The following is a 16,819-nucleotide window of genomic DNA, read 5'->3' on the forward strand; positions in this document are numbered from 1 at the left end:
GTTGGATGCGTTGTTTGCGTCGTTGCAGCACCGGGCGTTTCGGGGGGAGCTGTGACGGCGGCCAGCAACTTCGCCTTCCTGCGGGCTGAGTGGCCCGACCTGTTCGACGAGGCGCAGCGGGTCGAGCAGCACACGTTCGCAGACCCCCGCTACGCCTGCTTCTATGCTCGGCGCTGCCTCGAACACCTGGTGAAGTGGCTGTACCGGGCCGATGAGGCGCTGGGCCGGCCGTACCGGGGTCAGCTCGCGGCGCGGATCGCGGAGCCGGCGCTGAAGAACCTGGTCGGTGAGCACCTGCACGCCAAGATGGAGATTATCCGGCGGCAGGGCAACACGGCGGTCCACGAGAGCCGCCGGGTCAGTGACCGGGACGCGCTCGTGGTCTGCCAGGAGCTGTTCCACCTGATGTACTGGCTGGCCCGCACCTACACCCGCGACCAGGCCGCCGTGCCGTCGAGCAGCCTCGTCTTCGACGAAGCGCTGCTGCCGAGGCCGCAGGTGCGTCAGGCCAAGACCCGTGCCGAGCTGCGTGCCCTCGCCGACCAGCTCGCCGCGCAGGAAGAGCGCGAGGAGCGCGAAGCCGCCGCCGAGCTCGACGGTGACCTCGACGAGCAGGTCAAGGAACTCCGCCGGCAGGTCGCCGCCGCCAAGGCGCGCAACAGCAGGGTGCCGGACACCCACGACTACAACGAGCAGCAGACCCGGGACCTGTTCATCGACCTGCTGCTGCACGAGGCAGGTTGGGCGCTGGATCAGGCACGGGACATCGAGTTCCAGGTCAGCGGCATGCCGAACCAGACCGGCATCGGCTACGTCGACTATGTCCTGTGGGGAGACGACGACCGGCCGCTGGCGATCGTCGAGGCCAAGAGCGCCCGGCGGCACGCCATCGACGGCCAGAACCAGGCCCAGCTGTACGCCGACGCGCTGGAGCGGATGTACGGCCGGCGGCCGGTGATCTTCTACACCAACGGCTATGAGATCTGGCTCTGGGACGACGTCAGGTACCCGTACCGCAAGGTCCAGGGTTTCTACACCAAGGATCAGCTTGACCTGCTGATCCAGCGCCGGTCGAGCCGGCAGCGGCTGGCCGACACGTCGATCGATTGGGGGATCGTCAACCGGCACTACCAGCAGCGGGCGATCCGCCGGATCGCCGACACGTTCGAGGTCGACGGCCAGCGTAAGGCGCTGGTGGTGATGGCCACCGGGGCCGGCAAGACCCGCACCACGATCGCCCTGGTCGACCTGCTGCAGCGGGCCAACTGGATCAAGCGGGTGCTGTTCCTCGCCGACCGGTTGGCGCTGGTGCAGCAGGCGACGAACGCCTTCAAGACGCACCTGCCGGACACGGTGACGGTGAACCTGTCGCAGGACCGTAACCGCACCGACGGCCGCGTCTACGTCGCCACGTACCCCACGATGATGGGTCTGATCAACGAGCTGGACGAGGGCGGCAGCCGACGGTTCGGGCCGGGCTACTTCGACCTGGTGATCATCGACGAGGCGCACCGGTCGGTCTACCAGAAGTACGGCGCCATCTTCGACTACTTCGACTCGCTGCTGGTCGGGCTGACCGCCACCCCGAAGGACGAGGTCGACCGCAACACGTACCGCCTGTTCAACCTGGAGAACGGCGTGCCGACCGACGCGTACGGCCTGCAGGACGCGATCCGCGAGGGTTACCTGGTCCCGCCGCGCGCCGTCTCCGTCGCGATCCGCTATCCGCGCCACGGCATCCGCTACGACGACCTTCCCGAGCACGAGAAGGAGAAGTGGGACGAGCTGGAGTGGGGTGAGGAGGAGGCACCGGACCGGGTCGACGCGCAGGCCATCAACCAGTGGCTGTTCAACGCCGACACCGTCGACAAGGTCCTCGAACTGCTGATGACCCGGGGGCACCGGGTGGCCGGCGGCGACCGGATCGGCAAGACCATCATCTTCGCCAAGAACACCCGGCACGCCGAGTTCATCGCCGACCGGTTCAACGCCAGCTACCCGCAGCTGCGCGGCGAGTTCGCCCGGGTCGTGCTGCACAAGGACCGGTACGCACAGAGCCTCATCGACTCGTTCGGCACTCCGGACAAGGCACCGCACATCGCCATCTCGGTCGACATGATGGACACCGGCATCGACGTGCCGGAGGTCGTCAACCTGGTCTTCTTCAAGCAGGTGCGGTCGAAGACGAAGTTTTGGCAGATGATCGGCCGAGGCACCCGGCTGTGCAACGACCTGTTCGGCCCCGGCCAGCACAAGAAGGACTTCCTGGTCTTCGACTTCTGCGAGAACTTCGAGTACTTCGGCCAGTCACCCACCCGTACCGAGGGGTCCACGGCCGCGTCGCTCAGTGAGCGGATCTTCAAGGCGAAGGTCGAGCTGATCAGCCAGCTCGACCAGCGGCTGCCCGCCGGCACGGTCATCGACGGCGACGGCACCCGCAGCGAAGTCGGGCTGCGCTGGGACGTCGCGAACGAGCTGCGCGGCCTGGTCGCCGGTATGCGGCTGGAGAACTTCCTGGTCCGCCCACACCGGCAGGCCGTCGAGCGGTACGCCGACCCGGCGAGCTGGCAGCGGCTGACGCCGGAGTCGTCGGAGGAGATCAGCCACGAGCAGGCTCGGTTGCCGAGCGAAGTGCGCCCGACCGGTGACGAGGAAGCCAAACGGTTCGACCTGATGATCCTGCGGCTGCAACTCGCCCGACTCGGTGCCGGCGGCCGCTTCGACCGGATCAAGGCCGATGTGCAGGCGATCGCCGCCGCGCTGCTGGAGCAGACGAACATCCCGGCGATCCGCGCCGAGGTGGAGCTGCTCGACCAGGTCGCCGCCGAGGAGTGGTGGCGCGATGTCACCCTGCCGATGCTGGAAGGGCTGCGGCGACGGGTCCGGTCGCTGGTCAAGCTGGTCGAAAAGTCGAAGCGGGCGATCGTCTACACCGACTTCGAAGACAAGATCAACGACGTGACCGAGGTACGCCTGACCGGTCTCGACGTCGGCACCGACTTCGAGCGGTTCCGGGAGAAGGTACGGGTGCACCTGCGGACCCACGAGGACCATGTGGCGTTGCAGAAGTTGCGGCGTAACCGGCAGCTGTCGCCGACCGACCTGGCCGAGCTGGAACGGATGCTGGTCGACTGCGGCGGCAGTGAACAGGAGATCGCCCAGGCCCGGCGGCGGGCCAACGGCCTCGGACTGTTCCTGCGCTCCCTCGTCGGGCTGGACCGGCAGGCCGCCACCGAAGCGTTCGACGAGTTCACCGCCGGCCGCAACCTGGACGCCGGGCAGCTCGACTTCGTCAACATCATGATCGAGCACCTGACCCAGAATGGGGTGATGGAGCCGAGCCGGCTCTACGAGTCGCCGTTCACCGAGCTGGCGCCGGCCGGACCGGATTCGGTCTTCCCGTCGGCGGACGTCGACAAGCTGGTCAGCATCCTGCGTACGGTGAAGGCGAGAGCGGCCGAGCCGGAGACCGACGTCGCCTGACCTTGCAGCCGGAGTCGCCGGAGGGATTGGAATCGGCTGTGACTGACCGAGTGCCGCCTTGAATCAGTAGATCGAGGGTGTTTGACTGAGCGCATGGCAACCAGACCGGTTGAGATGAGCGAACGCATCCTTACGGACTCCAGACGGGCTCCAGTCAAGGCCTTGGCGGAGGCGATCTGGAACGCTCTCGACGTCGGTGCCGATCACGTCAAGATCGACTTTGAGTTCGACGCGCTCGAAGCAATCCACACGATCATCGTCACAGACGACGGTGAGGGAATGAACCGGGAACGTGCCAGCAAGGGGTTCGGAGAGTACGGGGACTCCTGGAAGCGGCGCATCGATGCGCGGACCCACAACGGTCGCACCGTCCATGGTCAGCGCGGGCAGGGGCGGTATGACCTTCTTGGTCTCGGGCTGTCCGCCCGTTGGGAGTCGGTTGCCCAGCAGGCTGATGGGGCCGTCGCGGCTATTCAGGTCGAGCTCACGGGCACTGATCCCCGTAACTACGAGATCAGCGAACCGGTGTCCTGTCTCGGACCTACTGGGACGATGCTGCGGATCGCGAACGTAACTCCCGCAGCAGACAAAGAGCTGAATCGGCCAGATCTTGCCGACCTTCTTGCTGCTGAGTTTGCTCTTTATCTCCGGCAGTATCCGAAAGTTGAAATTGAGATCCGGGGCGTTAGTATCGACCCTTCGTCAAGTCATCTTCCCCCAGTGGATGTGCTCGTCGACGTCGAGGGCCTGACTGAGCCGGTCACGGTAACGTTCATTGAGTGGAAGCGCAAGATGAAGGGCATTCAGCGCGTCTACCTGTGTGACTCTAACGGGGCGGCTCTTCTTGATGTTCCGGCAGATCTCAGGGCACGTGACATTCTCTTTACTGGTCATATCTGCTGGGATGGCTTCAAGGGTCCGGACACCAGCGCGAGCCTAGCGATTCTGGGTGGCGAAGACGTGGGCGCGCGGGTGTTCGAGGCTGGCCGACAGGCGATCGCCGAACAGATAGAGCAGCGGTCCCGTGAGCGTCAGATGCAGGTCGTCGACGATTGGAAGCTGGAGCAGTCATACCCGTACAAATCGGAGCCGACGACCGCGTCTGAGCAGGTCATCCAGAAGGCATTCGACATCATGGCGACTGCCGCAACCCCATTACTCACGAAAATGAACGTCGAGCAGCGACGATTCAGCATGCGGATGTTGCGTGTCGCGGTCGAGACCGATCCGTCGGCCGTACACAAGATCATGCTCGAAGTGCTGCGGCTACCCGAAGAGCGTGCGGAGGAGATGGCCGCGCTGTTTGAGCGGACCACGCTCGAAAGTATCATCACCACCACGCACAGCGTCTTGGATCGTCTCGACTTCATCTCTGGTCTCCGGTCCATGGTGTTCGACCACGAGTCGAAGAAGGCCACTACTGAGCGGCGCCAACTACACAAGATCCTCGAACGCGAGGCTTGGATATTTGGCGACGAATGGACGCTGATGGCAAGTGATGAGGCGCTCCGGCGCGTCCTCGTCAAGCACCTGAATCTGCTCGGCGAGGATGTTGCCTACGATGACGTCATTCCTCAATCCCGGGAGGACGGGCAGCTGTTGATCCCGGACCTTGTGATGTCGGGCAGCGCTTCCTCCTACTCCAAGAGTCGCGAGTACCTGGTTGTCGAACTCAAGCGTCCATCGGTTACTCTCGGTAAAGAAGAGCTGGACCAAATCGAAGCGTACGCTATAGCGATCACCGATGATGACCAGTTCAGTCAGCCAGGAATATCGTGGGATTTTTGGTTGATCGGCAACGACTACGATTCATATGTCAAGCGAAAGCTCGACACACCCGGCAATCCTCGAGGCTGCGCACTGGTGGCACCGAAGTTCCGGGTCCATGTTCGGACGTGGGCCGAGGTGTTGGCTGATGCTGAGCACAGACATCGGTACATCCAGCAATCGCTCGCCAGCAACTCCGACGAGGATGCTGGGCTGAGCTATCTCAACCGGGTGCACCAGCAGTTGCTGCCGAGCGTCATGAAGCTGGGCGCAGCCGGATCGAGCTCCGCGACGCCCAAGCAGCGGCGACCGACCGACGCGCCAGCCGAGCCTCTCCCATAGGGTTGGCCGCGAGGACCGGGGTTCAGCCGGCCGGTGGTGCTGGGATTCTCATCTGGTCGCGGCGTAGCTGCAACGCCGGGTGACGGGCCGGGGCGAAGCCCATCGACTGGTACAGGGTTCCGCTGCCCGCCGTGGCGTTCAGGTCGACGACGCTGACCGTGGTGTCGGTGGCGAACCAGTCCAGCAGCGCCTTGAGACAGTCGCGGGCGTAGCCGCGGCCCCGATGGTCCGGCTCGGTGCACACGTTGAACAGGTGCCCGCGCAGCCCGCCCGGGTTGCCAGGGGAGGGGGCGTGCCGGTCGCAGAGGCCGACGGCACCGCTGATGATGCCGTGCTGCGGGTCGTCGACCACGAACGCCGCGAACATCTCCGGGTCGCCGAGTGACCGGGAGAACCAGTCGAGGGCCGCCGAGCGCCAAGCTGCCGACTCGTCGCCGACCGGCGCGCCCATGTCCTGCAGCATGACCGCTCGGAGTCGCACCAGGGCGGGTGCGTCGGCGAAAGTCGCGCGTCGCACCTGCGGATGCGCAGGCAGCTGCGTCGACGGTTGCGTTGGATCTTGCATCAGCGCAGCCTATCGCCGGCCGCCGAACCGGGCGTCGACTGCATCGAGGGAACCGCCATTGTCGTCACACCGGCGGTTTAAGAACAATGACGGTTCCCTCGTGGTCGGCAACGCGGTCGACGACGAACACTCCCACCCCGGGTACGCCTCGGACAACACCCTCTGCCTGCAGGGCGAGGATCGCTTGGCGGACGACCGAGGCGGCGACCCGATGACGTTCGCGCAACTGGTCGGTGGGCGGCAGCCGATCGCCGGGACGGAGTTCACCGGACTCGATCTGCGCGCGGATGTCGTCCGCTACCTGCTCCCACTGAGGTGCAACCGTCATCGACCCTCCCGGAGGCGGCCCCTCCTCATGGCAGCAGCCTGGTGCGCCAGCGCCACCTACGAGCCGGCGGCCTCGTCGCGGTCGGCGACGAACACCCCAAGCCCATGTACGCCCTGGACCAGGCGTTCCATCTGCAAGACGAGGATGGCGTGGCGAACGACTCCGGCAGAGACGCCGTACTCGGCACGCATCTCGGCGGTCGAGGGCAGCTTGTCGCCGGGACTGAGCTGGCCGGACGCGATCTGCTCACGGACGTGATCGGCGATCAGCGCCCACTTTGGTTTGGCGGGCATCTGGGCTCCCTGGTCTGCGCCGCCATTTGATCACGCCGAGCCCTGGTCAGACAAGTAGAGACTAGTAGGGAGTTGACTTGTACAGACTAGTATGACAAAGTTCAGCCCGGCTCCCTGGTCTGCAAACCCGGAGCTGGTTTTCCCGCAAGGAGCCTGGTCAGCCGGCCCGCCAGCCGGCTGACCAGGTGCGCCCTCTCCACGCCCTGAACGGGAGGCACCGAACGGTGACATCCGACCCCCTATCCATCCCCGCCCAGCCCGAACAGCAGCTCGACCCACAGGTGGCGACCACCGCCAGCGGCACCGTCTACACGGCGTACGCCCGGAAGGTGGTGATGGCCGCGCAGCAGGCCGTCGACGTGCACACCACCTCGGCGTACAACGGGTGTTGTCTGGGCTGCGGACGGCCCGGCCCCTGCGCCGACCTGGCCGCCGCCGAAGCGGCCCTGGCCCGCTACCACCGGCTGCCGTTCCGCCGGCCCGGCGCGACCCTGCTCGACCCGCGCCCGCTCGTCCCGACCCGGACCACCCACGCCGGCCAGGCGCGGTTCACCTGGTGGCGGCGGTCGGCATGAGCGACACCGACGCGCCAGCTGAGCAGAACGAGAACGCTGACGGACAGGCGTTGCAGGCGGCCGCTGACACGATCGACGTGCTGCGGGCCGTCGCCCTGGCGATGGAGACGGCAGTCACGCACGCCGAGGAGCAGCTCGACGGCGGCCGGCACCCGGACGCGTGCCTGGCCACCGACCGCTACCAGGCCGCGTTGCACGAGGCGTGGGAGGCGTACGGCGACGTCCTCGACGCCGTCGCGGACGGCCGCCCGCAGCTGCCGGGTGGCCGGCCGGTCGCGGTCGCGTCCATTCTGTACGGCCTGCGGACCGCGCGCCACCACGCCGCGCACGCTGCCGCCCAGCTGCCGCAGCTGCGGCACCGACTCGGGTACGCCGCCGACCGGCTGCGCCGCAGCGACCACCCGCCCGCGCAGGCGACCGCCGACCGGCTGACCGCCGCACTGGGGCGGCTGCGTGACGTCGAGATCAGCCTCGACCTCGGTAGCGGGGCGCTCGACCGCTACCTTGACGCCCTCGACACCGGTGCCGATCCGCCGGCCGCGCGGACCGCCCGGCTGGCGGCGGTGCGGCCGATGGCCGGCCCGAACGGTGACGCCGTCGCCGTCGGCACCCGGATGGCGGCGACGGTGGTCGCCGCGCACCGGCGGCACCTGCGGTTCCGGACCCGCTGGCAGTTGTTCCGCCAAGAACTGTGGAACAACGTGAAGCGGGAGGTGGGGCGGTGACGGCCAGCGAACCGGTAGCGGCGCTGACCTTCCTGATGGCCGGGCAGGTGGGTGCCCACGACCGGCGGGTCCAGCGGTTCACCGACGCCGACCGCCAGCACTATCTTGACCTGCTCAGCGGGCTGTTCGTGCTCTGCGTCGACCGGCGGTTCCGCCGTGACGACGACCACGGGGCGGTGATCCGGTTCGTGGCCAGTGTCCGGGAGCGGTTCGACCCCGAGCGCACCCTGGTCGACCCGACGGTTGCGGAGAATCTGCTGCTTGCCGCGCTCGGCGGGCACGACACGCTGCCGGCCACCGCCGAGAACGTCACCGTGCAGACGCTGCTGACCGTCGCCCTGGTCAGCGATGAGCAGCCCAGCCCGGCCGGCTACGACGCGCTGCTGTGTCAGGTCGACGCGATGATGGCTGTCGTGCCGTCCAGCGACTAGGCATCCACCTCGACGATTGTTCCTTGATGGACTGACCGGAATACGCTTTTCCGTAACCGATTCGAGGATGGGCGATGACAGCGACCAACCCGACCTCCACCATGCTGCTGCAGACTCCCGGCGAATGTGAACTCCAGCCGGCCCGTCTGCTCGACGCCGTCGCCGACCAGCGGCGGCAGCTCCTCGACGACCTGCGCGGCTTCGGGTCGCCGGAGTGGTCCTCGCCGACCCGCTGCCCCGGCTGGTCCGTGCACGACACGGTACGGCACATGTGCGACGTCACCCGCGCGATCGCCGCCGACCCCGGCGACCGCACCCTCGACATGACGGCCGGGTTCGACCCTCGGGTCACCCCGAACCGGTGGCTCACGGCGTCTGCCGGTGAGCCGCCCGCCGCCACCGTCGACCGGCTCGCCGCGACGACCGACGAGGTCCTCGCCGTGGCGCGGGGCCGGCTGGCCCGCGGCGAGCGGTTCGACGTCGTTCTGCCGTTCGGGCCGATGGACTGGACGGTGCTGGTGCTGCACGTCCTGTGGGACTCGTGGCTGCACGAACGGGACATCTTCCTGGCCCTCGGCGTCGACCGCCCGACCAAGAACGGGGCGACCGGCTACGCGACGGCGTACGGGCTGCTCATCGCGGCGGCGGTCGCGCGACAGTTCGGTGACCAGGTCAGCCACCGCCTCGAGCTCGGCGGCGACGGCGGCGGCATCTTCGAGCTGGAAGCCCGGGACGCGGTGACGCTCACCGTCACCTCGGCGCCGGCGGCCGGCCCGTCCGCCGCCGAGGTGACCGACGCGCTGGCCGGGCGCGGCTCGGCCGCCGTGCTCGACATCATGCCCGACGCGCCGCGGACCGCCCTGACCCACCTGGCCACCTTCTTCACCAGCCCGGTCGAGCAGACCAGGGTCTGATGTGGCACAGGTGGTACCTACGGGGTGATGACGATCCGGGCGCCGGCCGACCCGTCGGCCTGGGCCTGCCAGGCGGCGGCCACCTCGTCGAGCGGCCGTACCTGGTGGTCGACGGTCAACCGGCCGGCGTGGGCGTGCCCGGCGATCGCGGCCAGCGCCGCCGCCCGCTGCTGCGCCGTCAGCTCGTTGTTGCTGTAGCCGAGTACGCGCAGCGCGCCGCCGCGTAGCGTGGCCGATTCGAACGGGGCGGTCGCCCCGGCCGAACCACCCAGGTTGACCAGCCGGCCACCGGGGCGCAGCACCCGTAGCGAGGCCGCCGCCGGCACCCCGAACAGCGGGTCGAGGACCAGGTCGACCGGTCCGCCGGCGGCATCACGCAGCCGGTCGGCCAGACCGGGTACGTCGTCGTCGGCGCGCAGCGGCACCACCGCGTCGGCACCCAGGTCGCGCAGCCGCTCGGCGGCCGCGGCCGACCGGGCGGCGGCGATCACCCGCCGGGCGCCGACCAGCCGGGCGAGCTGCACCCCGGCCTGCCCGACGGTGCCGCTGGCCCCGAGGACCAGCACGTCCTCGCCGGGGCGCAGCCCACCCCGCATGGTCAACGCCGACCAGGCGGCGATCGCCGAGTAGCCGAGCGCGGCGATCAGCCGGTGGTCCACTCCGTCGGGCAGCGGCACCAGGTCGGCGACGGCCACGGCGGCGTACCCGGCGAGGCCGCCGTCGCCCGGTGCCATCCCGGCGCGGGTCGGGAACCACACGCCGGAGCCGTCGGCGAGGGTGCCGACGCCCTGCACCCCGGGTACGTACGGCAGGGCCGGCGCGCCCAGGTAGGAGCTGCCGGAGGCGCAGAGCAGGTCCAGCGGGGTGATCGGCGCGGCGTCGACCCGGACCAGGACCTGCCCGGCGGCGGGTCTCGGCCGGGGCCGGCGCTGCACGACCGGTGGTTCGCCGTACCCGGTGAGCACGGCCGCCGACATCATGCCGGTCGTGGGCATCGATTCCGACATGCTCATCAGGTGGCGATGTCCGGGTACGGCAACGCGAAGTGGGCCAGCCGCAGCCCGTACTGCTTCTGGTAGGCCAACGGCTCGTCGTGGTCGCGTTCGAACATGGCGATGAACAGGGTCAACGTCAGGAACGGGTGCGCGCCCAGCTCGAACAGCCGGACGTGGTCGTGGGCTGCGAGGGCGTCGCGTTCGTCGTCGGTGAAGCGCAGCCAGGTGCTGGCCTCACCGGTGTGACAGTTCAGTACGGAGTTCGCCCGCTCCGCCTCCCACCAGGTGACGAATTCGGCTGGCTCGGACCGGTAGCGCTCGACGAGCTCCGGGTCCCGGTCGACGGTGTAGAGGAACTTGTCCACAAGTTACTTGCTCATGCCGGCGCTCCGTTCGGGTACCAGGTGAAGTAGGCCTCCATGGTGTGGAACAGATCGAGGGTGTCGACGTGGTGTGCCTTCGCCCCGGCACCGGCGACGCCTATCATCAGCATGAAGTCCATGAAGCCGTGGGTGGCGTTGCCGGGGGAGTGCAGGCTGTCGAGCGTCACTTCGGCGAGGCAGCCGTCCAGGTCGCCGTTGGCGATCCACTCCACCGCCCGCTGGTCTAAATCCGGGTCCGGGCCGTGCGGGCCGAACTGGCGCGGCCCGCCGAGCTCCAGCGACAGGTGGCCGGTGCCGATGACCGCCACCCGCAGGTGGCTCGGCCAGGATTCGACGATGTCCCGGATCGCCTCGCCGAGCTGCACGAAGCGTTTCGGCTGCGGCAGCGGCGGGGCGAAGATGTTGGTGTAGATCGGCACGATCGGCAGGTCGGCCTCGGGCCGCAGGGTGATGATCGGGCAGGTGATGCTGTGGTCGATCCGCAGTTCGTTGCTGAACGCCAGGTCGAAGCCGGCGTCCAGGCCGGCCCGCAGCAGGTGCCCGGACAGGTCCTCCTGGCCTTTGAGCAGCATCCGGGGCAGGCCGAACTCGCGTTCCTCGTTGTACCAGTTGGCGTCGTAGAACGGCGCCTTGCCGACCAGGAACTGCGGCATGTTGTCCAGCCACAGCTGGTAGAAGTGGTCGGAGCCGACCATCACCAGCGCGTCCGGGTTGGCCTTGGTGAGGGTCTCCCGGAAGGCGAGGATCTTGCGCTGCCACTCGTCGGCGAAGGGTGGCCGGTCCTCGCCGGTGGCGGTGGTGGCCCGGTAGTAGAACGGGTGGTGTGTGGAGGCGATGACCGCGACGATGCTGGCCATGGCCGCTCCTTCCAAGAGTTGGGATCAGGCGGTGGCAGGGGGGACGTAGCGGGCGTTGCGGTCGACGGTGCGGTAGATCTCCATGCCGAGCGGGTTGCGGCGTTCCTCGGCGAGGTGGCCGAGCAGCCCGGCGGTGCGGGCCAGCAGGGCGAAGCCGCGCAGCAGGTCGACCGGCAGGTCCAGGTCGGCCAGCGCGGCACCGCACACCCCGGCGCCGTTGAGCGGCAGGGTGCGGCCGAGGACCTGCGGGTGGACCCGGCCGACTCTCTGGACAACCCCCGGCGGACACCCGTCCGCCGGGCCGTCCCCGGCCGGGGTGTCACCCGCCGGGTCACCGGCAGCGGAGGGTCGCCATGGCGCGGAAAGCCGGACGTGAAGCCGGTGCCGACTTCATCGAGGCGCTGGCCCGGGGGCTCGACGTGCTGCGCTGCTTCCGGCCCGGCCGGCCAACGATGACGTTGAGCGAGATCGCCGCCGCGACCTGGCTGGCCCGCCCGACCGTACGGCGGATCCTGCTCACCCTCGAGGAGCTGGGGTACGTGCGCAGCGCCGCCGACCGGGGTTTCGCGCTCACCCCCCGGGTGCTGGAGCTGGGCATGGCGTACGTCAACGCGTTGAGCATCTGGGACGTGGCCCGCCCGCACATGCAGCGCCTGGTCGGGCAGACCGGCGAGTCGACGTCGATGGCGCAGCTCGACGGCAGTGACATCGTCTACGTGTCCCGGGTCGCCGTGCCGAAGATCGTCACCCTGGCGGTGACCATCGGCACCCGGTTCCCGGCTGTGGCGACCTCGATGGGCAAGGTGCTGCTGGCCGCGCTCGACGACGAGGAGCTGACCGCCGTACTGGCCCATCCGGGTCGCTCCGGCATCTCCCCACGCTGGCAGCCGGAGCGCGCCGAGCTCGACCAGGTGCTGCGCGAGGTCCGCGCCCGGGGCTGGGCCGCCGCCGACCAGGACCTGGCCGCCGGGATCCGGTCGGTCGCCACCGGGGTACGCGACGGCGACGGCCGGGTGGTCGCGGCGGTGAACGTGACCGTGTACGCCGCCGAGACCTCGATGGAGCAGCTGCTCGGCGAGTATCTGCCGAAGTTGCTCAGCACCGCCGCCGACATCAGTCACGACTGGGCGTTGCTGGCCGCCGTACCGATGTCGACCGTACGGCAGTTCGCCGCCCAGCCCGTGCACGGCTGACCGGCCGACCGTACCGTCGACTCCTGGGCGGCTTTGGTCCGATTGTGCCCTTTTTTCGGTAAACATCGCTCTTGTTCGGAAAGGCGCTGATAGAACTGTCCGTACCTGTCGGGGTTCGGAGAGTGGGTGCGCAGCGCAATGACCAGTGCCGAGCTGGCCACGAGCGAGCCGCGAGTGGCCGTAGCCGCGCCAGCGTCGACCGTGGTCCGCCCGGCCGCGGCCGGTCGTGAAAACTCCGCAGTGGACACCGCCCGGCCGACGACCGACCACCGCGGACCCACCGGCGGATTCCGCCGGGACATCGAAGGGATGCGCGCGGTCGCCGTCGCGCTCGTCGTCGCCTACCACGCCAAGGTGCCGCTGTTCGGCGGCGGCTACGTCGGCGTCGACGTCTTCTACGTCATCTCCGGTTTCGTGGTCACCACCGTGCTGCTGCGCGAGTTCGCCAACACCGGCTCGGTGTCGATCCTGGGCTTCTACGCCCGGCGGGCCCGGCGTCTGCTGCCCGCCGCCATGGTCGTCCTCAGCGCCACCCTGATCGCATCCTGGTGGTGGCTGCCGCTGCAACTGCAGTGGATCGCCACCCAGGCGGTCGCCAGCGTCGCATACTGCGTGAACTTCCTGCTCGCCCGCAACAGTGTCGACTACCTCGACTCGATGCGCCGCGAGTCGCCGCTGGAGCACTACTGGTCGCTCGCCGTGGAGGAGCAGTTCTACCTGTGCTGGCCGCTGCTGCTGATCGTCCTGCTGCTGTGGGCCCGGCGCCGGCGTGCTGCCGGCCCGATGGCCGGCGGTCACGCCGGCCTGCCGGTCGTGCTCGGCGTCGTCGGCACACTGGCCGGGGCGTCCTTCATGCTCGGCGTGTGGCTGACCGCCCACTCACCCGGGTACGCCTACTTCGGCTCGCCGGCCCGGGCCTGGGAACTGCTCGCCGGCGCGCTGCTCGCGCTCGGCCTGCCGACCGTCGCGCGGATCCCGGCCCGGCTGGCCGCCGGCCTGACCTGGGTCGGCCTGGCCGCCGTGGTGGCGGCGGCGCTGCTGTTCGACGGTGCCACCCGGTTCCCCGGGTACGCCGCACTGCTGCCGGTGGCCGGCACCGCGTTGGTGATCGCGGCCGGGAGTGTCCCGCACACCGGGGGAGCCGTGGGGCTGCTCGGCCGGACACCGTTGCAGTGGACCGGTCGGCTGTCCTACTCGTGGTACCTGTGGCACTGGCCGTTCCTGGTGATCGGCGCGGCGCTGCTCGGCGGCACCGCGATACCCTGGCAGAACCTGGCCCTGGTGGCCGGTGCGCTGCTCGCCGCCGTGGTGACGTACCGGCTCGTCGAGGACCCGCTGCGCCGCGCCCGGGTGCTGGCGGTGCGTCCCTGGCGGACCATCGGGCTGGCCGCGGTGGCGTCGGCGGCCGCCGTGGCCGTGGCGGTGTCGGCGGTGCTGGTCCGCCCGACCGTGGCCGGCACCGGTGCCCCGGTCGACACCGCGGCCGTGCTGTCCGCGTCGACCGACGTGGAGCGCGACCTTCGCCGGCTGGTCGCCGCCAGCGTCGCCGCACCGGCCGTACCGGCGAATCTGACACCGCCGTTGCCGCAGGTCACCGCGGACATCCCGACGGTGTTCCAGGACGGCTGCGTGGTCCTGAAGATCACCGACACCGGCACCGACCACCCCTGCGGGTACGGCGACCCGACGGCGGCCCACACCGTCGTGCTGTTCGGCGACTCGCACGCCGGCAGTTGGTTCCCCGCCCTGCGTGAGCTGGTGACCGCCCGTGGCTGGCGGTTGATCGTCATGGTCAAGGGCTTCTGCAGCGCCGCCTCGGTCCGCTTTCGCCTCGACTCGGTGAACCGCCCGTACGACGAATGTGTCCAGTGGCGGGACCGGGCGCTGGACCGGATCCGCGAGCTGCGGCCGGCAATGGTGGTCACCTCCTCGACCAACTACACCTTCGGCGACCCGGTCGGCGTCTTCACCGACCGTGACCAGGTCTGGGCGGACGGCTGGGCCGGTACGGTGGCGGAACTGCGCTCCCACGGCAGCCAGGTGGTGTTCATCGGCGACGTGCCGTGGCTGCCCCCGACCGTCGTCGACTGTCTCGCCGTCCATCTCGACGACGCCCGTACCTGCCACGGTGCCGTCGACGACGTGGTGCTGGAGCCGCGTCGTCGCCAGTTGACCGCCGACGCCGTAGCCGGGCACGGCGTGCTGGTCGTCGACCCGACGCCCTGGTTCTGCACCACGACGGTCTGCCCGGCGCTGGTCGGCAACGTCGTCACTCTGCGCGACGGCAACCACATCTCGGCCACCTACTCGCGGCTGCTCTGGCGGGTGCTGGACGAGCGGATCGGCCGGCTGGGCGCCTAGTGGCGGCGATCGAGGCGAGACCCGCTCCCGCCGGGGCGCCTGCCGCGTCGTGCGCCGGTCGGCCGGCTGGTGGCCCCGCCGACGCCCCGGGCGTCAGCTGGCTGCTGGCCGCCGTACTGGTCCCGGCGACCAGTGTGGCGCTGGCCGCGACGAATCCACTGCTGCAGCACTGGTTTCTCATCCCGGTCACCGTGTGCGGGGTGCTGATCGGGGTGGACGCGGTCGAGTGGTTGCTGCGCCGACGCGACGTGTTCGACCCGCAGGCGATTCTCGGCCTCTTCGGCCTTCATTTCTACTACCTTGCCCCGATTCTGCACGTCACGCTCGACTTCTGGCCACCGCTGCTGTTTCCATCCACACCGGACTGGCGGGCCGCGCTGGGCGCGATGGCGCTGCTGAACGCGGTCGGCCTGGCCGGTTACCGGGCGATCGTGTCGGCCCCGGCCGGCCGCCGCGCCGAGGTCAAGGTCCAGCGGCATGGCGGGATGCGGTTCCTGAGCTTCGACGAGGTGCGGTTCCAGCGGTTCGCGGTGGCGGCGGTCGCGGTGGGTCTGCTGGCGTTCGCGGCCCTGGTGACCCTGCTCGGCGGGCCGGCGGGCTTCCTCACGGCGATGACCCAGGACCGGCAGGCGCTGGCCGGACTGGGCTGGCTGCTGCTGCTCAGTGAGTCCTTCCCGCTGTTGCTGTTCTGTCTGGTGGCGGTGCGCTGGCGTGGGGTGCTGCGGCAGCGCACCGGCCTCGTGGTGCTGCTGCTGGTGGGGCTGGTCGTCGTCCAGTTCGCGGTGAGTGGGCTGCGGGGCAGCCGGTCGAGCGTGCTGTGGCCGCTGGTGCTGGGCCTGGTCCTGATCCACCTGGTGGTCGTCCCGATCACCCGCAAGGCCTTCTTCGCCTCGGCGGCCGTGGTCGTCGTCTTCGTCTACGGCTACGGGCTCTACAAGGGTGCCGGCGTCGAGGTGATGGACATCGCCAAGGGCACCCGGACCGTCGAGGAGGTCTCCGAGACGACCGGGCGGGGTCTGCCGATGGTGCTGCTGGGGGACTTCGGCCGGGCCGACATCCAGGCGTTGCTGCTGGACCGGGAACGCACCGACGCGGCCGGCTGGAGTCTCGGCAGCACCTATCTGGCCGCACCGCTGTCCCTGGTGCCCGGCACCCTGGGCGACGCCGACCTGCGGGACAAGTCCCAGGTCGGCACCAACGCGTTGTACGGGCCCGGGGTGTACGAGTCGGGGCTGCGCTCCGAGCGGGTCTTCGGGATCACCGGCGAGGCGACCCTGAACTTCGGTCCGGCCGGTGCGCTGGCGTCGTTCGCCGTCCTCGGGCTGTTCCTGCGGTTCGCCCGCCGCTACCACCGCTGGGCGAGGCGGTCGTCGCAGCTCACGCCGAAGCTGCTCTGCGTACCGCTGGGTGCGGTCACGGTCATCCTGGTGACGGCCGACCTGGACAACATCCTCGCGTTCTACGTCGGCGAGGTGCTGCCGTTGACGGTGGTGGTGTTCTGCGCGCTGGCCCGGCGGCCGGCGACAGGGGTCGACAATCCCAAAGTTGGACATTATGCCTCTAAGCGAGTGTTAGCCTCAAATGCAATCAAATCGTGACGGAGGGTG

Annotated in this window: 16 protein-coding genes; 9 read left to right on the forward strand and 7 right to left on the reverse strand. The window is 69.3% G+C overall.

Going from position 1 to position 16,819, the window contains the following annotated elements; all coding sequences use genetic code 11:
* Nucleotides 1-51: 51 nt before the first annotated feature.
* The gene (locus O7608_RS13230; protein WP_289210251.1) at nt 52-3,483 is read left to right on the forward strand and encodes a DEAD/DEAH box helicase family protein; all 3,432 of its coding nucleotides are present in this window, start codon (nt 52-54) and stop codon (nt 3,481-3,483) included.
* 114 nt (nt 3,484-3,597) lie between these two features.
* The gene (locus tag O7608_RS13235) at nt 3,598-5,592 is read left to right on the forward strand and encodes an ATP-binding protein (RefSeq protein WP_289210252.1); all 1,995 of its coding nucleotides are present in this window, start codon (nt 3,598-3,600) and stop codon (nt 5,590-5,592) included.
* Nucleotides 5,593-5,614: 22 nt separating this feature from the next.
* Here O7608_RS13235 and O7608_RS13240 read toward each other — a convergent pair whose 3' ends face one another.
* From O7608_RS13240 to O7608_RS13250, 3 genes are all read right to left on the reverse strand, one after another.
* Nucleotides 5,615-6,109, reverse strand: a complete 495-nt coding sequence (locus O7608_RS13240) for a GNAT family N-acetyltransferase (RefSeq protein WP_289210253.1) — start codon at nt 6,107-6,109, stop codon at nt 5,615-5,617.
* A 112-nt stretch (nt 6,110-6,221) separates the two neighbouring features.
* Nucleotides 6,222-6,485, reverse strand: coding sequence for a winged helix-turn-helix domain-containing protein (locus O7608_RS13245; RefSeq protein ID WP_289210254.1), 264 nt, complete (start codon nt 6,483-6,485; stop codon nt 6,222-6,224).
* Between the two features lie 56 nt (nt 6,486-6,541).
* Nucleotides 6,542-6,778: a winged helix-turn-helix domain-containing protein gene (locus O7608_RS13250; protein ID WP_289210255.1), complete on the reverse strand. Its 237-nt coding sequence runs from the start codon at nt 6,776-6,778 to the stop codon at nt 6,542-6,544.
* 224 nt (nt 6,779-7,002) lie between these two features.
* On the opposite strand from O7608_RS13250, the gene O7608_RS13255 reads away from it, so the two are divergent.
* The 4 genes from O7608_RS13255 (at nt 7,003) to O7608_RS13270 (ending at nt 9,423) form a co-directional block, all read left to right on the forward strand.
* Complete coding sequence (locus O7608_RS13255; protein WP_289210256.1) at nt 7,003-7,353, forward strand: hypothetical protein; 351 nt, start codon at nt 7,003-7,005, stop codon at nt 7,351-7,353.
* Nucleotides 7,350-8,078 (forward strand): hypothetical protein, encoded by a 729-nt coding sequence (locus tag O7608_RS13260; protein ID WP_289210257.1) that lies wholly within the window; start codon nt 7,350-7,352, stop codon nt 8,076-8,078. The genes O7608_RS13255 and O7608_RS13260 overlap by 4 nt, the downstream gene beginning before the upstream one ends.
* Nucleotides 8,075-8,509: a hypothetical protein gene (locus tag O7608_RS13265; protein WP_289210258.1), complete on the forward strand. Its 435-nt coding sequence runs from the start codon at nt 8,075-8,077 to the stop codon at nt 8,507-8,509. Before O7608_RS13260 ends, O7608_RS13265 begins: the two co-directional genes overlap by 4 nt.
* 74 nt (nt 8,510-8,583) lie before the next feature.
* On the forward strand, nt 8,584-9,423 hold the full coding sequence (locus tag O7608_RS13270; protein ID WP_289210259.1) for a maleylpyruvate isomerase family mycothiol-dependent enzyme: 840 nt from the start codon (nt 8,584-8,586) through the stop codon (nt 9,421-9,423).
* Between the two features lie 17 nt (nt 9,424-9,440).
* Here O7608_RS13270 and O7608_RS13275 read toward each other — a convergent pair whose 3' ends face one another.
* Genes O7608_RS13275 through O7608_RS13290 form a run of 4 tightly spaced genes read right to left on the reverse strand, consistent with a single transcriptional unit; the run spans nt 9,441 to nt 11,865 of the window.
* Complete coding sequence (locus O7608_RS13275) at nt 9,441-10,436, reverse strand: quinone oxidoreductase family protein (protein ID WP_289210260.1); 996 nt, start codon at nt 10,434-10,436, stop codon at nt 9,441-9,443.
* Nucleotides 10,436-10,783 carry a hypothetical protein gene (locus tag O7608_RS13280; RefSeq protein WP_289210261.1) on the reverse strand — a complete coding sequence of 116 codons (348 nt, stop codon included), beginning with the start codon at nt 10,781-10,783 and terminating at the stop codon, nt 10,436-10,438. Before O7608_RS13280 ends, O7608_RS13275 begins: the two co-directional genes overlap by 1 nt.
* An 11-nt stretch (nt 10,784-10,794) precedes the next feature.
* Nucleotides 10,795-11,658, reverse strand: coding sequence for a DODA-type extradiol aromatic ring-opening family dioxygenase (locus O7608_RS13285; RefSeq protein ID WP_289210262.1), 864 nt, complete (start codon nt 11,656-11,658; stop codon nt 10,795-10,797).
* Nucleotides 11,659-11,682: 24 nt separating this feature from the next.
* Nucleotides 11,683-11,865, reverse strand: coding sequence for a citrate synthase family protein (locus tag O7608_RS13290; RefSeq protein ID WP_289210263.1), 183 nt, complete (start codon nt 11,863-11,865; stop codon nt 11,683-11,685).
* A 146-nt stretch (nt 11,866-12,011) separates the two neighbouring features.
* Here O7608_RS13290 and O7608_RS13295 point away from each other — a divergent pair, with 146 nt between their 5' ends.
* The 3 genes from O7608_RS13295 (at nt 12,012) to O7608_RS13305 (ending at nt 16,810) form a co-directional block, all read left to right on the forward strand.
* A complete protein-coding gene (locus tag O7608_RS13295; protein ID WP_289210264.1) occupies nt 12,012-12,851 on the forward strand; it encodes an IclR family transcriptional regulator domain-containing protein in 840 nt (279 codons plus the stop codon).
* Between the two features lie 126 nt (nt 12,852-12,977).
* Nucleotides 12,978-15,212 carry an acyltransferase family protein gene (locus tag O7608_RS13300; RefSeq protein WP_289210265.1) on the forward strand — a complete coding sequence of 745 codons (2,235 nt, stop codon included), beginning with the start codon at nt 12,978-12,980 and terminating at the stop codon, nt 15,210-15,212.
* Nucleotides 15,212-16,810 (forward strand): hypothetical protein, encoded by a 1,599-nt coding sequence (locus O7608_RS13305; RefSeq protein WP_289210266.1) that lies wholly within the window; start codon nt 15,212-15,214, stop codon nt 16,808-16,810. The genes O7608_RS13300 and O7608_RS13305 overlap by 1 nt, the downstream gene beginning before the upstream one ends.
* Nucleotides 16,811-16,819 lie beyond the last annotated feature (9 nt).

The sequence above is a fragment of the Solwaraspora sp. WMMA2056 genome, from assembly GCF_030345095.1.
In the GTDB taxonomy this organism is placed as follows: Bacteria; Actinomycetota; Actinomycetes; order Mycobacteriales; family Micromonosporaceae; genus Micromonospora_E.